At 69.5% G+C, this 17,468-nt stretch carries 17 protein-coding genes; 9 read left to right on the top strand and 8 right to left on the bottom strand.

Annotated features, from left to right (window positions below; genetic code table 11):
- Positions 1-3: 3 nt before the first annotated feature.
- From argF to argC, 4 genes are read right to left on the bottom strand one after another with little or no spacing between them, the layout of a single operon-like run.
- Positions 4-864 (bottom strand): ornithine carbamoyltransferase, encoded by an 861-nt coding sequence (gene argF, locus HMF7854_RS00655; protein ID WP_126717348.1) that lies wholly within the window; start codon positions 862-864, stop codon positions 4-6.
- The gene (gene argB, locus HMF7854_RS00650; protein ID WP_126717347.1) at positions 861-1,739 is read right to left on the bottom strand and encodes an acetylglutamate kinase; all 879 of its coding nucleotides are present in this window, start codon (positions 1,737-1,739) and stop codon (positions 861-863) included. The genes argF and argB overlap by 4 nt, the downstream gene beginning before the upstream one ends.
- Positions 1,736-2,896, bottom strand: coding sequence for a bifunctional glutamate N-acetyltransferase/amino-acid acetyltransferase ArgJ (argJ, locus tag HMF7854_RS00645; protein WP_126717346.1), 1,161 nt, complete (start codon positions 2,894-2,896; stop codon positions 1,736-1,738). The genes argB and argJ overlap by 4 nt, the downstream gene beginning before the upstream one ends.
- Positions 2,893-3,909: an N-acetyl-gamma-glutamyl-phosphate reductase gene (argC, locus tag HMF7854_RS00640; RefSeq protein WP_126717345.1), complete on the bottom strand. Its 1,017-nt coding sequence runs from the start codon at positions 3,907-3,909 to the stop codon at positions 2,893-2,895. Before argC ends, argJ begins: the two co-directional genes overlap by 4 nt.
- A 69-nt stretch (positions 3,910-3,978) precedes the next feature.
- Between argC and HMF7854_RS00635 the strand changes: the two genes are divergently transcribed.
- From HMF7854_RS00635 to hisIE, 9 genes are all read left to right on the top strand, one after another.
- Complete coding sequence (locus tag HMF7854_RS00635) at positions 3,979-4,428, top strand: arginine repressor (RefSeq protein WP_221766393.1); 450 nt, start codon at positions 3,979-3,981, stop codon at positions 4,426-4,428.
- A 142-nt stretch (positions 4,429-4,570) separates the two neighbouring features.
- On the top strand, positions 4,571-4,903 hold the full coding sequence (locus HMF7854_RS00630) for a YerC/YecD family TrpR-related protein (protein ID WP_126717343.1): 333 nt from the start codon (positions 4,571-4,573) through the stop codon (positions 4,901-4,903).
- Positions 4,893-5,783: an ATP phosphoribosyltransferase gene (gene hisG / locus HMF7854_RS00625; RefSeq protein ID WP_126717342.1), complete on the top strand. Its 891-nt coding sequence runs from the start codon at positions 4,893-4,895 to the stop codon at positions 5,781-5,783. Before HMF7854_RS00630 ends, hisG begins: the two co-directional genes overlap by 11 nt.
- Positions 5,780-7,075, top strand: coding sequence for a histidinol dehydrogenase (hisD, locus tag HMF7854_RS00620; protein ID WP_126717341.1), 1,296 nt, complete (start codon positions 5,780-5,782; stop codon positions 7,073-7,075). Before hisG ends, hisD begins: the two co-directional genes overlap by 4 nt.
- The gene (gene hisC, locus HMF7854_RS15895) at positions 7,072-8,739 is read left to right on the top strand and encodes a histidinol-phosphate transaminase (RefSeq protein ID WP_221766392.1); all 1,668 of its coding nucleotides are present in this window, start codon (positions 7,072-7,074) and stop codon (positions 8,737-8,739) included. Before hisD ends, hisC begins: the two co-directional genes overlap by 4 nt.
- The gene (gene hisH / locus HMF7854_RS00610; protein WP_126717340.1) at positions 8,736-9,314 is read left to right on the top strand and encodes an imidazole glycerol phosphate synthase subunit HisH; all 579 of its coding nucleotides are present in this window, start codon (positions 8,736-8,738) and stop codon (positions 9,312-9,314) included. The genes hisC and hisH overlap by 4 nt, the downstream gene beginning before the upstream one ends.
- The gene (locus tag HMF7854_RS00605; RefSeq protein WP_126717339.1) at positions 9,311-10,030 is read left to right on the top strand and encodes a 1-(5-phosphoribosyl)-5-[(5-phosphoribosylamino)methylideneamino]imidazole-4-carboxamide isomerase; all 720 of its coding nucleotides are present in this window, start codon (positions 9,311-9,313) and stop codon (positions 10,028-10,030) included. The genes hisH and HMF7854_RS00605 overlap by 4 nt, the downstream gene beginning before the upstream one ends.
- Positions 10,017-10,784, top strand: coding sequence for an imidazole glycerol phosphate synthase subunit HisF (gene hisF, locus HMF7854_RS00600; protein WP_126717338.1), 768 nt, complete (start codon positions 10,017-10,019; stop codon positions 10,782-10,784). The genes HMF7854_RS00605 and hisF overlap by 14 nt, the downstream gene beginning before the upstream one ends.
- Positions 10,760-11,419, top strand: coding sequence for a bifunctional phosphoribosyl-AMP cyclohydrolase/phosphoribosyl-ATP diphosphatase HisIE (gene hisIE / locus HMF7854_RS00595; RefSeq protein WP_126717337.1), 660 nt, complete (start codon positions 10,760-10,762; stop codon positions 11,417-11,419). Before hisF ends, hisIE begins: the two co-directional genes overlap by 25 nt.
- Here hisIE and HMF7854_RS00590 read toward each other — a convergent pair.
- Genes HMF7854_RS00590 through cysN form a run of 4 tightly spaced genes read right to left on the bottom strand, consistent with a single transcriptional unit; the run spans position 11,383 to position 17,381 of the window.
- The gene (locus HMF7854_RS00590) at positions 11,383-12,156 is read right to left on the bottom strand and encodes an inositol monophosphatase family protein (RefSeq protein WP_126717336.1); all 774 of its coding nucleotides are present in this window, start codon (positions 12,154-12,156) and stop codon (positions 11,383-11,385) included. The genes hisIE and HMF7854_RS00590 overlap by 37 nt on opposite strands.
- Positions 12,157-12,178: 22 nt before the next feature.
- A complete protein-coding gene (locus HMF7854_RS00585; protein ID WP_126717335.1) occupies positions 12,179-13,891 on the bottom strand; it encodes an NADPH-dependent assimilatory sulfite reductase hemoprotein subunit in 1,713 nt (570 codons plus the stop codon).
- A gap of 8 nt (positions 13,892-13,899) precedes the next feature.
- Positions 13,900-15,699 carry an assimilatory sulfite reductase (NADPH) flavoprotein subunit gene (locus tag HMF7854_RS00580; RefSeq protein WP_126717334.1) on the bottom strand — a complete coding sequence of 600 codons (1,800 nt, stop codon included), beginning with the start codon at positions 15,697-15,699 and terminating at the stop codon, positions 13,900-13,902.
- Positions 15,700-15,734: 35 nt separating this feature from the next.
- Positions 15,735-17,381: a sulfate adenylyltransferase subunit CysN gene (cysN, locus tag HMF7854_RS00575; RefSeq protein WP_126717333.1), complete on the bottom strand. Its 1,647-nt coding sequence runs from the start codon at positions 17,379-17,381 to the stop codon at positions 15,735-15,737.
- Between the last annotated feature and the right edge of the window lie 87 nt (positions 17,382-17,468).

Below are 17,468 nucleotides of genomic sequence, written 5' to 3'. Positions count from 1 at the left end.
GTCTTAACCCTCGATCATCCAGTGGAGCGCGCCCCGCGCGCTGTGCATGCGGTTCTCGGCCTGACGCCAGACCGCCGAGTTCGGTCCCTCCATCACCGCATGGGTGACCTCCTCGCCGCGATGCGCGGGGAGGCAATGGAGGAAGTGGGCGTGCGGGCTCAGCGCTATCAGCGCTTCGTTGACTTGGAAGCGTTCGAACGCCTCGCGCTTCTCGTCGCTTTCGGGATCTCCCATCGACACCCAGACGTCGGTGTATACGACGTCGACGCCCTCGATCGCCTCGTGCGGGTCGACGAACTGGGTCACCGCCGGGGTTCCCGGCGCGAAGCCGAAGCCCGCGGGCGAGGCGACCCGCAGCTCGGACCCGACCAGCGCGCAGGCATCGGCAAGCGAGCGCGAGACATTGTTCGCCTCGCCGATAAAGGCAATTTTGACGCCTTCGATCCGCCCCATCAGCTGCCGGATGGTGAGCAGGTCGGCCAGCGCCTGGAGCGGGTGGTCGCGGTCGGACAGCATGTTGAGCACCGGCACCGGCGTCGCCGTCGCCATCGCTTCCAGCACCTTGTGGTCGAACACCCGGCCGCAGATCAGGCTATGGTAGCAGGCGAGGGTGCGGGCGACGTCCTCGGGTGTCTCGCGGGTGCCGATGCCCAGCTCCGCCGGCTGCAGATAGATGGGATGGCCGCCAAGCTGGACCGCCGCCATCTCGGTCGAGTTGCGGGTGCGCGCGCTCGGCTTCTCGAAATAGAGCGCTACGCCCTTGCCCTCGAGCGGGCGCGCGGACCCGATCGGCATCTCGGCCAGCGACAAGATGCGGTCGATATCGGCGCGGCTCAGCGCGGCGATCGTCAGCAGGTCGTTCATGCTTGCGGCTCCAGCGTCACCTTGGTGCCGACGCCCTTGGCGGTGAGCAGCTCGATCAGCAAGGCATGGGGAACGCGGCCATCGATGATGTGCGCGGCGCCGACCCCGCCCTCGACCGCTTCTAGGCAGGCCTGGAGCTTGGGGATCATGCCCGCGCTAATGCTTGCATCGCCGATCCGGCGGCGAAGATCCTCGGCTGACAGCGCCGGCACGAGGCTGCCCTCGTCGTTGACGTCCTCGAGCAAGCCCGGAGCCGCAGTCAGATAGACCAGCTTCTCCGCGCCCATTGCCACCGCAATCGCGCGGGCCGCATCATCGGCATTGATGTTGTGCGGCTGGCCGGACACGTCCGAGCCGATGGTCGAGACGACGGGCGCGAAGCCTTCGTCGAGCAGCCGGTGGAGATAGGCGGCGCGGACCTCGGTCACGCTGCCGACGAAGCCCAGGCGGGGGTCGATCGCCTCAACCGTCAGCAGCCCGGCGTCCTCGCCGGAGATGCCGACCGCCGCCGGGTCCGTGCCGGCCTGCCCGTTGATCGTCGCGACCAGGTCGCGGTTGATCTTGCCGACCAGCACCATTCGGACCACCTCGAGCGTGTCCTCGTCGGTGACCCTGAGGCCGTTCTCGAACTTCGGTTCCTTGCCGAGCCGCTTGAGCAGCGCGTTGACCTGCGGGCCGCCGCCGTGGACGACGACGCAGCGCACCCCGACGCTGCGCAGCAGCAGCACGTCCTGCGCCAGCGCGCGGTCGAGCGTCTCCTGGTCGATCGAGGAGCCGCCGAGCTTCACCACCACCACCTTGCCGGCGAACTGGCGGATGTAGGGCAGCGCCTCGACGAGGATGTTGGCGGTCTGCGGGGGCGTGAGCGCGGTCATGAGGTCTGGACGTTTTCCTTGATGTAGCCGGGGCCGAGGTCGACCCCGACCGCGCGGCCGAAACCGGTGCCGAGCCCGAGGTCGACGAGGATCTCGATCTCGTCCTGCGCCATGTGCGCGACAACCGCCGCGCGGTCGTGCTCGATCTCGATCCCGCCGCGCGCGACGGTGATCCCGCCGTAGGCGACCGACGCGTCTTCCTTGTCGAACTCGGCGCCGCAACTGCCCGCCGCGCCGAGGATGCGGCCCCAGTAGGGATCGCCGCCCGCCCAGCTGCACTTGATCAGCATGTTGTTGCTGATCGCCTTGGCGATGGTCCGTGCGTCGCGGTCGCTGGCGGCGCCGGCGACATGGATCTGCGCGACCTTGGTGACTCCCTCGCCGTCATGCGCCATCTGCAGCATCAGCTCCTCGCAGACCTGATTCAGCGCATCCTCGAACTCCTCGAGGTCGGGACGCCCCCGGCGGCCGCTGGCGAGCAGGAAGACGGTGTCGTTGGTCGAGGTCGCGCCGTCGATGCTGAGTACGTTGAAGGTCGCGTCCGCCGCACGGCGGAGCATCGGCTGCATCTCCTCAGCGCTGAGCTCCGCGTCGGTGGTGATGAAGGCGAGCATGGTCGCCATGTTGGGCGCGATCATGCCGCAGCCCTTGGCCATGCCGCCGACGGTGAATCCGTTGCCGCGGACTAGCGCTTCCTTCGCCCGGTTGTCGGTGGTGAGGATCGCCTCGGCCGCCGCAGAACCTCCCTCGCGCGACAGGGTCGCGGCAAGCGTCGGCGTGGCGTCGAGGATCCTGTCCATCGGCAGCTCGAAGCCGATCAGCCCGGTCGAGCAGACCAGCACGTCGCTGGTTTCGCAGCCAAACGCATCAGCCGCCGCCTGGCACATGGCTTCCGCAGCGCCGCGCCCCTTGTCGCCGGTGCCCGCATTGGCGTTGCCCGAATTGACGATGAAGCCGACCGCGCGTCCGCCGTTCGCCTGCAGCCGCTCGCGGCTGGCGTCGACCGGCGGGGCGGTGAACTTGTTGGTGGTGAAGACCGCGGCCGCCGGGACCGGCCGGGAGTCCTCGGTCCGGCAAAGCGCAAGGTCGGGACGCTCCGGCTTGATCCCGGCATGGCAGCCGGCGGCGACGAAGCCCTCGGCGGCGGTGACGCTCATGGAAAGACTCCGCAGTTGGACAGCCCGGCGCCCTCGTCGAGGCCGAGCATGAGGTTGGCGCACTGGATCATCTGCCCGGCGGCGCCCTTGCCGAGATTGTCGATCGCCGACAGCGCCAGCACCCGCCCGGTCCGCTCGTCGTAGCGAGCGGTCAGCTGGACCGCGTTGGAGCCGGCGACCCACTTGGTCGCGGGCGGATCGGCGGTGACATGGACGAAAGGCTCGTCGGCATAGGCATCCCGCAGCGCCTGAAGGGGTGCGTCGGGGTTCATCGATCGGGTCGCCGAGCCGTAGCAGGTGGCGAGGATTCCGCGGGTCATCGGGACGAGATGCGGCGTGAACAGGATGGTGGCGCCGAGCTCCTGCTCCATCTCCGCCGTGTGGCGATGCGAGAGGAGCCCGTAGGCGGCGAAGCTGCCGTCGACCGTGTTGAAGCTCGTCCCTTCCTTCAGCGCGCGCCCGGCGCCGCTGACCCCCGAGGCGGCATCGACGATGATCGACGTTGGCTCGACCATACCCGCCTCGACCAGCGGCTTGAGCGCGAGAATGGCGGCGGTCGGGTAGCAGCCGGCGGCTGCGACCGCCTTCGCACCGCGGATCGTCTCGCGATGCAGCTCGGGAATGCCGTAGACGAAATTCGGCAGGAGATCGGCGGCCGCATGCGGTTCCTTGTACCAGCGCTCGTAATCGGCCGGATCGTGCAGCCGGAAGTCGGCCCCGAGATCGACGAAGGGAATACCGCGGTCGAGGATCGTGCCGGCGAGCTTCTTGCTCTCGCCATGCGGCAGGGCGGCGAAGACGAGGTCGACCCCGTCCAGCGCGGCTTCGGACCAGCTTTCCACGATCGCGTCGCGGTAGGCCGGCGCGACGTGCGGATGGACCGCGCCGACGCTCTGCCCGGCCTTGCTGTCGCCGAACAGCCGTGTCGCGCGCAGCTGCGGGTGGGCCGCGCAGAGGCGCAGCAGTTCGCCGCCGACGTAGCCGGAAGCCCCGAGAATGGCCATTCGAATCATGGGAGGCGCGCTATTCACCTTTTTGTATAGTTATGCAACACTATGCATGAAAATAGCCGGAGACGCGCATTGCCCACTCAACGCAGCCAGCCGGAAGAGCGACGAAGGGCACTCGCCGAGCTGCTCCAAAGCCGCGCTCATCCGAGCCAGGAGCAGCTCGTCGCGGCGCTTCGCGAGCGCGGGTTCGCCGTCACGCAGGCGACCGTGTCGCGCGACCTGGAGCAGCTCGGCGCCGTCAAGGAACGACAGGGCTACTCTCTGCCGCCGCGCCCATCGCAGGCCGGCGACCGGCTGACGGCGATCGTCGGCGAGTGGGTCCGCTCGGTCGCCGTCGCGGGCAACCTCCTCGTCCTCAAGACGCCGCCCGGATCGGCTCACCTCGTCGGCGTCGCGCTCGACGAGGCCGGCCCGCCGGAGATGGTCGGCAACATTTGCGGCGACGACACCATCTTCATCGCGGTCGCCGATCCAGGTGCCGCCGACCTGCTGGCGCAGCGGCTCCGCACCCTGCTTCGCTAGTTGTCGGCATCCTCAAGTCCCGCCAGGTTGAGGACGAGGCAAGAGTTCGCCTTTGCTTGCAAGACGGGTGCGGCAAGGCTTGACTCGCGCCGATCCCGGCCTATCTGGCGTTTCATCGTATTAGCACGATGGAACAACAAGAATGGACGCGACCACCGGCGCGAGGCTTCAGCCGACGCGCGATCTTGCCGCGCTGACCGGCGACCTGTGCAACGCACTGCTGACCCCGCGCGACCGGGAGTCCATGCGTCGCCTGCTGCTCGACCTGTGCACCCCGGCCGAGATCCGCACCCTCGCGGAGCGGCTCCACGTCGCCCGGCTGCTCGACGGCTCTGACCTCAGCTACCGCGAGATCCACGAGGCTACCGGAGTCTCGACCACGACCATCGTCCGGGTCGGCCGCTTCCTCCGCCAGGAGCAGAACCAGGGCTATCGTTCCGTCATCGACGCGCTGGGAACCGGCGATGCTCGCTGACCGCTCCCGCCTCCACATCGCCCTGCAGAAGAGCGGGCGCCTGTCTGACCAGAGCCGCGACCTGCTGCGCGAAACGGGGTTCCGCATCCAGTCGGGCAAGAACAGCCTGACCGCCCGGGTCGAGAATTTCCCGGCCGAGCTGATGTTCGTCCGCGACGACGACATCCCGACCTTCGTCAGCGATGGCGTATGCGAGTTCGGGATCGTCGGCCAGAACGTGCTGGAGGAGTTCGCGGCGGGGCAGGAGGAGCCCGGCTACGAGGTGCTTGCCGAATTGGGCTTCGGCCGCTGCAGCCTGCGCATCGCCGCGCCCGAGGGCACCGCCTACGACGGGCCGCAGTCGCTCGCCGGGGCACGGATCGCCACCTCCTATCCGCTGCTCACCCGCGCCTTCCTCGCGCGGCACGGGATCAAGGCCAGCGTGGTCAAGATGAGCGGCGCGGTCGAGCTGGCGCCGCGGCTGGGAATCGCCGGCTTCATCTGCGATCTCGTCTCGACCGGCGCCACGCTCGAGGCGAACAATCTGCGGGCGGTCGACACGGTGCTGGAAAGCCAGGCCGTCCTCATCCGCACGACCAAGCCGTTCGACGATGCGCGCGCCTTCATCGCCGAGCAGATGCTGAGCCGGATCAACGGCGTGCTCGCGACCAAGGGCAGCAAGTACATCATGCTCAACGCCGCGGGCGAGAACCTGCGCGCGATCGCCGCGCTGCTGCCGGGGGCCGACGCTCCGACGGTGATTCCACTGCGCGACCGCCCGGGCCACTTCGCCGTCCACGCGGTGTGCCAAGAGTCCGTGTTCTGGGAGACTCTGGAGAAGCTCAAGGGCGCGGGTGCCTCGGCGATCCTCGTCGTCCCGATCGAGAAGATGATGCTGTGAAGACGCTGGTCTGGGAAGAGCTCGGCCCGGCCGAGCGCGAGGCGGCGCTCGCTCGTCCGGCGCAGCGCAGCGACCCCGCGTTGCAGGACGGCGTGCGCAGCATCGTCGACCAGGTCCGCGATGGCGGCTGGGATGCGCTCGCCGCCATCGCCGAGCGGATCGACGGCGAAGCTCCGCGCCCGGTCACGGTCTCGCCGATCGCGGCGGAGGCGCGCCGCACGCTCGCAGCCGAACAGGTCGCCGCCATCGAGCTCGCCGCCGCCAACGTCCGCGCCTTCCACGCGGCGAGCCGCCCCGCCGACATTGCGGTCGAGACGATGCCCGGGCTCACCGTCCGCAAGCTGTGGCGCGCGATCGACCGGGTCGGCCTCTACGTCCCGGGCGGCAGGACGCCGCTCTTCTCGACCCTCCTCATGCTGGCCATTCCCGCCCAGGCTGCCGGCGTGCGCGAACTGGTGGTGATCACGCCGCCGCGGGCTCAAGGCGGGCTGGACCCGGTCGTCGCGCTCGCTGCCGAACTGTCGGGAGTCGACACGGTCTGGACCGTCGGCGGCGCGCAGGGAATCGCCGCGCTGGCGTTCGGCGCCGGCCCAATCCCCCGCTGCGACAAGATCTGCGGCCCCGGCAACGCCTGGGTCGCGGAGGCCAAGCGGCTCGTCGCCAGCATGGCGCACGGTCCCGCGATCGACATGCCCGCGGGTCCGAGCGAGCTGATGGTCATCGCCGACGACCGCGCCAACCCCCGCACCGTCGCCGCCGATCTGCTCAGCCAGGCCGAACATGACTCCGCCGCGCAGGTACTGCTCGCCACGCCGTCGCAGCCGCTGCTAGAAGCGATACGCGGACAGGTCGAACAGCAGGTCGCCACGCTCCCCCGCGCCGATCTCGCGCGCCGCTCGCTGAAGGCCGCACGCTTCGTCCTCACCGCCAATCTCGCCGCCGCCGCCGAGGTCGCCAACACCTATGCGCCCGAACATCTCAGCCTCGCGGTGAGCGATCCCGATGCGCTGCTGCCCGCGATCCGCAACGCCGGCGCGGTGTTCGCCGGCTGCACGGCCTCCGAGACCTTTGGCGACTATCTTGCCGGGTCCAGCCATGTCCTGCCCACCGACGGCGCCGCCCGCGCCTGGGGCGGGATCAGCGTCTACAGCTTCATGAAGGCGATGAGCGTGCAGACCGTGACCCCCGCCGCCGCCGCGCGCATTGCTGGCCCGGCCGCGACCCTCGCCCGGATGGAGGGGCTGGAAGCCCACGCCCGCTCGGCCGATTGCCGGCTGGAGCCCGCGGCATGAGCTTCGCCACCCGCCTCGCCCGCCCCGAAGTGCTCGCGCTCGAGCCGTTCGACATCGCCGCCAAGGCGAATGCCGCGTTCGGCGGCGACGCGATCAAGCTCGATGCCAACGAGAACCCCTATCCGCCGCTGCTCGACGGCGCGCTGGCGACCAGGGTCAACCGCTACCCCGAGCCGCAGCCCGCGCGTCTCGTCCAGGCGATGAGCGCGCTGTACGGGGTCGAGCCGGACAACCTCGTCGTGACCCGCGGCGCAGACGACGCGATCGAGATCCTCATCCGCGCCTTCGTCCGCCCCGGCACCGACGCCGTCGCGATCTGCACGCCCAGCTTCTCCGCCTACGAGCATTTCGTGAAGCTGCAGGGCGGCCGGGTGATCGAGGTCCCGCTCGACTCCGACTATGACTTCCACGCCGACGCCTTCGTCGCGGCGCTGAAGGACGAGGCCGACCTCAAGCTCGCCTTCATCTGCTCGCCAAACAACCCGACCGGCAACGAGATCGCGCCAAAAGAGCTGGTCCGGGTCGCCGAGGCGCTGCCCGACACGATCGTGGTGGTCGACGAGGCCTATCTCGACTTCGCCTCGACCCCGAGCCTCGCCGCCGAAGCTTGCGGGCGCGACAACCTGGTCGTGCTCAAGACCCTGTCCAAGGCCTATGGCTTGGCGGGCGCGCGGATCGGCTGCGCGATCGGCACGCCCGACGTCATCGCCATGGCCGCCCGAGCGCTCCCGCCCTATCCGCTGCCGACTTTGTCGATCGAGGCGGCGATGCTCGCCCTCTCCCCATCCCGCCGCGCCATTCACGCCGAGCGGATCGCCCGCATCAAGGCCGACCGCGACCGCCTCGCCGGGCTGCTCGAACGCTCGCCGATCGTCCGCAACATCCGCAACGGCGGCGGCAATTTCCTCTTCTTCGAGGTCGACGAGCCGGCCGCGCTCGCCACGAAACTCCGCGCGCTCGGCATCCGCATCCGCTTCCGCCCCAACGCCGCACCGGGCGGGCTCCGGCTGACGATCGGCACCGACGCGGAGAACGAGGCCGCGCTCGCCGCGCTCGGCGTCCCGCTCGGCGAACGAGCGAGCCGTCGCGCCGAGGTCACCCGCGACACCGGGGAAACCCAGATCGCGGTGGCGGTGGATCTCGACCGGTCGGCCCCGCGCCGGATCGACACCGGCGTCCCCTTCTACGACCATATGCTGGACCAGATTGCCGCCCACGCCGGCTTCAGCCTTATCCTGTCCTGCGAGGGCGACACCGAGATCGACGCCCACCACACGGTCGAGGATTGCGCCCTCGCGCTCGGCCAGGCGCTCAAGGACGCGCTCGGCGAGCGGCGCGGGATCGGCCGGTTCGGTTTCGCTTTGCCGATGGACGAGGCGGAAGCCCAGGTGCTGATCGACCTTTCCGGCCGCCCGTTGGCCCGCTTCGAGGGCGCGTTCGAGGCCAGCCACATCGGCGATTACCCGACCGAGATGACCCCACACGTCTTCCGCTCGCTTGCCGACGCGCTCGGTGCCGCGATCCACGTGAAGGTCGAGGGCGAGAACGACCACCATAAGGTCGAGGCCTGTTTCAAGGCGTTCGGCCGCGCGCTCCGGCAGGCGGTGCGGATCGAGGGCGCGGGCGCCAGCCAGGACGTTCCGAGCACCAAGGGCGTGCTGTGAAGCTCGCCATCGTCGACTATGGCTGCGGCAACATCGGCTCGCTGATGCTGTCGTTCGGACGGTTCGGAGTCGAGCCGCTGCTGACGGGCGACCCGGAGGATCTCGCCTCGGCCGACCGCGTCCTCCTCCCCGGCGTCGGCGCGGCGGGACATGCGATGGAGCAGCTTCGCGCGCGGGAGCTGGATCGTCTTCTGCCGACGCTCAGGCAACCCGCGCTCGGCATCTGCCTCGGCATGCAGCTGCTGTTCGACGGCAGCGAGGAAGCCGATACGGAGGGCCTCGGGATTGTCCCTGGCCGGGTGCGCGCGCTCGAACCGGCGCCGGGTTTGCCCGTGCCGCACATGGGCTGGAGCAAAGTGTCGGTCAGCGACGAGGATCTCGGCCTCGACACCGGCGACTATCTCTACTTTGCGCACGGCTATGCCGCCGACATCGGTCCCGCGACCGCCGCGTCGGCCGAGCACGTCCGCCCGATCAGCGCGGTCGTCCGCTCCGGCAACTGGCTCGGCGCGCAGTTCCATCCCGAGCGCAGCGGCGAGGCCGGCGCGCGTTTCCTGAAAGCCTTCCTGTCGTGATCCTCTACCCTGCCATGGACCTGATGGGCGGCTCGGCCGTGCGGCTCCGCCAGGGCCGCTTCGACGATCGCACCACCTATTCCGCCGAACCCATCGCGGCGCTGCGCGGGTTCGCCGAAGCGGATGCGACCTGGGCGCACATCGTTGACCTCGACGGCGCCCGGGCGGGCGAACCGCGCCAGCACGACCTCATCGCCGATCTCGCCCGCGCGGCGCCGCTCAAGCTCCAGGTCGCCGGCGGTTTCCGTACCCGCGACCAGCTCGCACGCATGGTCGACGCGGGCGTCGGCCGGGTGGTGATCGGGAGCCTCGCGGTCAAGCAGCCCGACACCGTCGCCGCCTGGATCGACGAGTTCGGGCCCGAGCGGATCACCCTTTCGCTCGATGTCCGGATGGCAGGCGGCAACCCGATGGTCGCGGTCAGCGGCTGGACCGAGGACACCGGCCTCAGCCTGTGGGATGTCGCCGCGCGCTTTCCGACCGCCGTCCACCTGCTGCTCACCGACATTGGGCTTGACGGCATGCTGCAGGGCCCGAACTTCGCCCTCTACGAGGAGGTTGCCCGACGCCTGCCGCAGCTGAAGGTGCAGGCCTCGGGCGGCGTGACCTCGCTGAACGACCTGCGCCGGCTGCGCACCGACGGCGCGATCGTCGGCAAGGCTTTGTGGGAAGGGCAGCTCGATCTTGCGGAGGCGCTCGGCCTTGCCCGCGCCTAGGATCATCCCCTGCCTCGACGTCAAGGACGGCCGGGTGGTCAAGGGGGTCCAGTTCCGCGACCATCGCGACGCCGGCGACATCGTCGAACAGGCGCTGCGCTACCGCGACGAGGGCGCCGACGAGCTGGTCTTCTACGACATTACCGCCAGCGCGGAAGGCCGCACGCTCGACCTCGACTGGGTTCGGCAAGTCGCCAAGGTCATCGACATTCCCTTCACCGTCGCCGGCGGGATCCGCACCCGCGACCAGGGCGCCGCCTGCCTCGATCATGGCGCGGACAAGCTGTCGGTCAATTCGCCCGCGCTCGAACGGCCAGCGCTGATTGAGGAACTAGCGCGCGACTTCGGCAGCCAATGCGTCGTGCTCGGGATCGACAGTTTCGCCGCACCCGACGGCCGCTTCCTCGTCAAGCAGTACACCGGCAGCCCCGATGCGATGCGCGACAGCGGGCGCGAGGCGATTGCCTGGGCGGTCGAGGCGACGGAGCGCGGGGCGGGCGAGATCGTCCTCAACTGCATGAGCAAGGACGGCGTTCGCACCGGCTACGACCTCGCCCACACCGCCGCGCTGATCGATGCGGTGACCGTGCCCGTCATCGCCAGTGGCGGCGCCGGCAAGCCCGGGCATTTTCGCGAAGCCTTCGCGATCGGCTGCAGCGGCGCGCTCGCCGCGACCGTGTTTCACGACCGGCTGATCGCCATTCCCGACCTCAAGGAGTATCTGGTCTCATGCGGGATCGAAATGCGCCGCTGAGCGCCGACGCCTTCGACGCGCTCGCATGGGCGAAGATGGACGGGCTGCTTCCGGCGATCGTTCAGGACGGGGCGAGCGGACGCGTGCTGATGCTCGGCTATATGGACCGGGCCGCGCTCGCAGCGACGCTGGAGACGCGCCGGGTGACCTTCTTCAGCCGCTCCAGGCAGCGACTCTGGACCAAGGGCGAAAGCAGCGGCAACCTGCTGAACCTCGTCGCCGTGCACGAGGACTGCGACGGCGACGCTCTCTTGGTCATCGCCGATCCAGTCGGTCCTACCTGCCACGAGGGCACGGCGAGTTGCTTCGGCGGGAGCGAGCCGGCCGGGCCGGCGTGGCTGGCGGAGCTTTCCGCGATCGTCGCCGCTCGCGCCGGTTTGGCCGACGAGACCAGCTACACCCGCAAGTTGCTCGCGCGCGGGCCCGAGCGCATCGCGCAGAAGATCGGCGAGGAAGGCGTCGAGATCGCGCTCGCTGCAGTCACGCGCGACAATCGCGGGATCGCCGAGGAAACCGCGGACCTTCTCTACCACCTCGCCGTGCTGTTCGAGGCCAAGGGGATGCGATGGGAGGAGGTGGTCGCCATCCTCCGCGAACGTCACGCCGAGCGCAGCAGCGCCACCGCCTCGTCGTAGAGCGCGCGGGACGCCGCCGCGACGACGGCGCCCGACCCGAAATCCTCGCCGCCCCGCCAGTCGCCGATATGTCCGCCGGACGCGCGGATCACCGGAATCAGCGCGTTGTAGTCGTGCGGCTTGAGCTGGTTCTCGATGACGAGATCGAGCCGCCCCGCCGCGAGCCGGGCGTAGGCGTACCCGTCGAGTCCATAGCGGGCGACCTTGGCCGCGCGGCGAACGGCATCGAACCCCGACGCGTCGGCACCACCGAACATGCAGGGGTCTGTGGTCGACAGTCGCGCATCGGCAAGCCGCACGCAGCCGCTGGTGCTCGCCGGCTGGTCGCCGACCCGCGCGGTTTTGTCATGGCCAAGGTTGGTCTCATTCAGCACCGGTGCGTCGATCACGCCGAGAACAGGACGGCCTTGGTCCAACAGCGCGATCAGAGTCACCCAGCTCGGCAGGCCGCAGATGAAGCTGCGGGTGCCGTCGACCGGATCGAGCGACCAGCTCCACCGGCTGTCGCCCGGCCGGTCGCCGAACTCCTCGCCGCGGATCCCATGATCGGGGAAGCGCGCAGCAATGGCCTCGCGCATCGCCCGCTCGGCCTCGCGGTCGGCCTCCGTGACCGGGTCGAACTCGCGGCCACCCTTGTCGCTGGCCTCGACGCCGGCGGCGAAGCGGGGCAGCGTTTCGCGCCGCGCGAGCCGCGCCAGCTCGAGCGCGAAGTCGGCAAGGTCGGGCGGGACGAACATGCCGTTCCCTCCCACCCGGCCGTCACACGGTCAAGGCGCTGAGATCCGCCGCCCGGTCGAGCTCGGAATCGACGAAGTCGCCGAAATGCTGCCCCGGTTTGCGCCGCTCGGCGAAGGCGGCGAAATAGCCCGAGAGGATGTCGAGGATGGTCGCCTCTCCGATATTCTCCGCGACCAGCCGGCTCAGCCGCTGGCCGTGGAAACCGGCGCCGAGCCAAAGATTATATTTGCCCGGCGCACGGCCGGTCAGCGCAATCTCAGCGACATAGGGGCGGGCGCAGCCGTTGGGGCAGCCGGTCATGCGGATGGTGATCGGCTCGTCGCTGAGCCCGTGCTCGGCGAGCAGGCCCTCGATCTTCGTGACGAGTTCGGGGAGGTAGCGCTCCGCCTCCGCCATCGCCAGCGGACAGGTCGGAAGCGCGACGCAAGCCATCGAGTTCAGCCGCAGAGCGCTGCCCTGATCGCTCCCCAGCAGCCCATATTCGCTCAGCAGCGCCTCGATGATCGGCTTTCGCGCCGGCTCGATCCCGGCGATGTTCAGGCTCTGGTTGGGGGTGAGCCGGATCTGGCCCGAGTGAACCCGGGCAATCGCAGCGATTCCGTCCATCATCCGCCCGGCGATCCGGCCGTTCTCGATGAAAAGACCATAGTTGAACAGGCCGCGGTCGGTGACCCGCCAGCCATAGGCATCGCCATTGCTCTCGAACGCGAAGGGCCGGACCGGCTCAAGCGGGGCGCCGCTGCGCTCCTCGATGGCCGCGACGATGAAACCGAGGCCCTTGTCGTCGACCGTATATTTAAACCGGGCGCGGCTTCGCTCGGCGCGATTGCCGTAGTCGCGCTGGACGCTCATCACCGCATCGGCGACGGCAAGCAACCGCTCCTTGGGAAAATAGCCGACCACGTCGCCGAGCCGGGCATAGGTGTTCAAGTCCTGGTCGTTGCGGCCCATGCCGCCGCCGATCGTCAGGTTGAAACCTTCCACGCCCTCGTCGCCGACGATGGCGATGAACCCCATGTCCTGCGTGTAGATGTCGATATCGTTGAACGGCGGGACCGCAAAGCCGATCTTGAACTTCCGCGGAAGATAGGTCCGGCCGTAGAAAGGTTCCTCGTCGTCGGTGGTCGCGACCTTCTCCTGCCCGTACCAGATCTCGGCATAAGCGCGGGTCTTGGGGATGACATGGTCGCTGAGCTGCCGGGACAGGGCCGCCACCTCGGCATGGACGTCGCTGTCGAGCGGATCGGCGGTTGCCATCACCGTCCGCGCGTCGTCGCCGCACGCCGCGACCGTATCGAGCAGCACCTGCTGCAAGCCCTGGATGGTCGGCTTGATGTCTTCCTTGACGATCCAGTGGAACTGGAAGGTCTGGCGGGTCGTCAGCCGGATCGTGTTGCCGCCATGGGCGCGAGCGAGCTCGTCGACCTTGAGCCATTGCTCGGGCGTGCAGATCCCACCGGGAAGGCGGACCCGGACCATGAAGCTGTGCGCCGGCTCCAGCTTCTGCCGCCGCCGCTCGTCGCGGATGTCGCGGTCGTCCTGCTGGTAGATGCCGTGGAACTTCATCAGCTTGTTGGACGCGAAGGTCACGCCGCCGGTGATCCGGTCGAGCAGGTCCTCGTCGATATGGCCGCGCAGATAGTTGCTGTGCAGCTTGAGGGCTTCGTCCGGGCCGAGCCGCTCGACGGGCTGGCTGACGTCCTTGCTGCGGTCGATGGTGCTGGTGTCGGTCATGGGTCTTCTCAGTAGACGTCGCGGCTGTAGCGGTGGTTGGCGGTAAGCTCGCGGACATAGTCTTCGGCCGCCTCGCGGGTCCGGCCGCCGGCGCGCTCGACGATGGAGATCAGCGCCCCGTGCACGTCCGCCGCCATCGCCTTGGCGTTACCGCAGACATAGAAATGCGCGCCCTCCTCAAGCCACGCGTAGAGGTCGGCCGAGCGCTCGAGCATGCGGTGCTGGACATAGACCTTCTCGCCGGCGTCGCGGCTGAAGGCGACGTCGAGGCGGGTCAGCGGGCCTTTCTCCAACCACTCCTGCCACTCGACCTGGTAGAGGAAGTCGGAGCGGAAGTTGCGCTCCCCGAAGAACAGCCAGTTGCGACCCGGTGCGCCGCGCGCCTCGCGTTCCTGGAGGAAGGCACGGAACGGCGCGACCCCGGTCCCGGGCCCCACCATGATTACCGGAACCTCGTCGCCCGGAAGGCGGAAGTGCGGGTTCTCCTGGACATAGACCGGCACGGTCGCGCCCATCTCCAGCCGATCGGCGATCTGGGTCGACGCCACCCCGCCGCGGTCGGAGCCGTGCAGTTGGTAGCGGACCGGCGCTACGGTCAGGTGCGCCTCGTCGCCGACCGCTGCCTGAGAGGAGGCGAGCGAGTAGAGCCGCGGCTGAAGTGGACGCAGGCCGGCAAGCAGCGCGTCCGCGCCGACCCCAGGCACGGGGAAGCGGCGGACGATGTCGGCGACATGATGCTGTTCGAGGAAGGCGTGCCGCACATGCGGTTCGCCCGCCGCCAGCGCCTTGAGCTCCGCCGCGTCGCTGAGCGTCGCCCATTGCTCGGCGAAACGGGGTGAGGCGGTGCTGATCTCGAAGCGATCTCTCAGCGCATCGGCGAGCGGCATGGTGGCACCCTTGAGGGCCACCTCTTCGCTGCCGCCCAGTCCACAGGCGCCGAGCAGGTCCTCGATTGCACCCGCGCCGTTCTGCGCCGCCACCCCCAGCGCATCGCCCGGCTGGTAGGCGAGCCCCGACCCGGTCAGGTCAAGTTCGACGTGCCGGGTCTCCTTGGTCGAGTGCCGCCCGACGATGCGGATGTTCTCGAGCACAGTGGCGGCAAACGGGTTGCGCTTGTCATGCGTCGCGCTCGCAGCCGCCGTGACCGGGCGAGCCGACGCCTGGGCCGGGGAGCCCGCAGCAGCCAGCTCCGCCAGCAACCGGTCGAGCAGCGCGTCGCTCCACGCCGCGGCTTGCTCCTCATAGTCGATATCGCAGTCGATCCGCTCGGCGAGCCGGGTCGCGCCCAGCTCTTCCATCCGCCTGTCGACCCGCTTCCCCGCCTCGCAATATTGCTCGTAGGTCGAGTCCCCGAGCGCGAGCACCGCGAAGCGCGCGTCCGGCAGCTTCGGCGCGCGCGGCCCCTCCAGGAACTCGAAGAAGCCGATCGCCGGTGCGGGCGGATCGCCCTCGCCGCCGGTCGAGACGATGAACAGCAGGTCCTGCTCGTCCTTCAGCCCGCGCGCCTTGTAGTCGGCGAGATCGGCCAGCTTCGGCGCCAGCCCGCGCTCGGTCGCGCTCGCCGCCAGCTGCTTGGCCAGATCCCGCGCATTGCCGGTCTCGGTACCGTAGAGAATGGTCAGCGTTCGCGCGAGCGCCGCTGCCACCGGTTCGCCCTCGCCAGCCCGCAGCAGCCCCGCGTCGATCCCAGCGAAGTAGCCGCTTAGCCAGCGCGCCTGCACCGGCGTGACGCTGCGCGCGAGCGCCTCCACATGCTGCCATTGCTCGATCGTCAGCGAGCTTTCGGCAAGAGGAGCGTGGATGGTCATCGGTCGGCCTGCTGGAAGAGGATCGGGGAGGGAGCTCAGATCACCCATTCGTCGTCACCGCGCGGGTCGCCGCTGCTGGCCATGATCCGGCCCCCGGGGGTCGCCTGCTCGCCAGCGACGTCGAGTGCGATCAGCACCTGCACCCCGGCGGCGCTCATCAGACGGGCCACCTCGCGAGCAAGATCCGCTGGCGCCGCATCGGCTCCGGGGAAGCCTGCCAGTGCCTGCTCGTCCAGCACGGCGACGGCGCGGCCGCTCGCCTTCAGCTGCCGCTGCGCCCGCGCGGCATAGTCGGCACGCTTCTCGCCAAGCACCCAGACGATCCCGCCGTCCTCGGTCGCTGCGTGCCGCGCGTTGCGCAGGCTGGAGTCGCGCACCAGCCCCGCGGCGACCGTGGCGTTGCTGAGCTTGTCGATCAGGATGAACCCGCCGAGCCGACGGTTGTCGGAATAGCGCACCGCGGGAACGGCGCGGTCGAGCCCGATCGTCACCTCGCCGATGTCGTTGAGTTCGAGCGTCGCGCCGCCGTGCCGCTCGAGCGTGTTGACGTCGACGATCGCCTCGGGCGCGTCGATGCTCGCGGAGACGGTCTGCGCCCCCATCTTCAGCCAGTAGCTGCGATGCGGCACCAGCGCCTCGTCGCTCATCCAGACGAGCGTGGCGGAAAGCCGGTCGGCCGGAGTCGCGGCGTCGCCGCCGCCGACCAGCAGGTCGCCGCGCGAAATGTCGATTTCGTCGGCCAGCGTCAGGGTCACCGACTGACCGACTGTCGCCTCGGGCAGGTCGCCGGTGAGCGTCACGATCCGCCGGACCGTCGACCGCTGCCCCGACGGGAACACGGTCACCGCATCTCCGGGGCGTACCCGGCCGCTCGAAAGCCGCCCGGCATAGCCGCGGAAATTCTGATGCGGCCGGCTGACCCACTGGACCGCCATCCGCAGCGGCGCCGCTTCGGTGACTCGGGCGGCGACCGGCACGCCTTCCAGCTGCTCGAGCAGCGCGGGGCCTTCGTACCAGGGCATGCGCTCGGAGCGGGTGGTGACGTTGTCGCCGGTCAGGCCTGAGAGCGGGATGGCGGTGAAGCGCTGGATGCCGGCCTGCTCGGCGAAGGCGCGGTAGTCGGCGACGATGGCGTCGAAGCGGGCCTGGTCGAAGCCGACCAGGTCCATCTTGTTCACCGCCAGAACCAGCTGGCGAATGCCGAGCAGGTGGACGAGATAGCTGTGTCGCCGCGTCTGGGTCAGCACGCCCTTGCGCGCATCGACCAGGATGACGGCAAGGTCGGCGGTCGAGGCGCCGGTCACCATGTTGCGGGTGTACTGCTCGTGGCCCGGCGTGTCGGCGACGATGAACTTGCGCTGGTCGGTCGCGAAGTAGCGGTAGGCGACGTCGATGGTGATGCCCTGCTCGCGCTCGGCCGCGAGCCCGTCGACCAGCAGCGCGAAGTCGATGTTCTCGCCCTGCGTGCCTTGCCGCCGGCTGTCGCTCTCCAGCGCGGCGAGCTGGTCCTCGAACAGCAGCTTGCTGTCGTAGAGCAGCCGCCCGATCAGCGTCGACTTGCCATCGTCGACGCTGCCACAGGTGATGAACCGCAGCAGCGAGCGGCTGGCGGTCCGGGCGAGATAGACGTCGAGCTCGGCCCGGGCCGTCGTGGCGGCGGCAAGGTCAGGCGAGGTCGCCATTACCTTTGTCCGTCATGCTGAACGCGGTTCAGCACCCATGGCCTTGCGAGCGACGGCGGGAGTGGCGGCGAGGTGGGTCCTGAAACA

This window comes from Sphingomonas ginkgonis (assembly GCF_003970925.1).
GTDB lineage: Bacteria > Pseudomonadota > Alphaproteobacteria > Sphingomonadales > Sphingomonadaceae > Sphingomicrobium > Sphingomicrobium ginkgonis.
The sequence above is the reverse complement of the archived record's forward strand: the minus strand, read 5'-3'. Positions and strand labels throughout refer to the sequence as shown.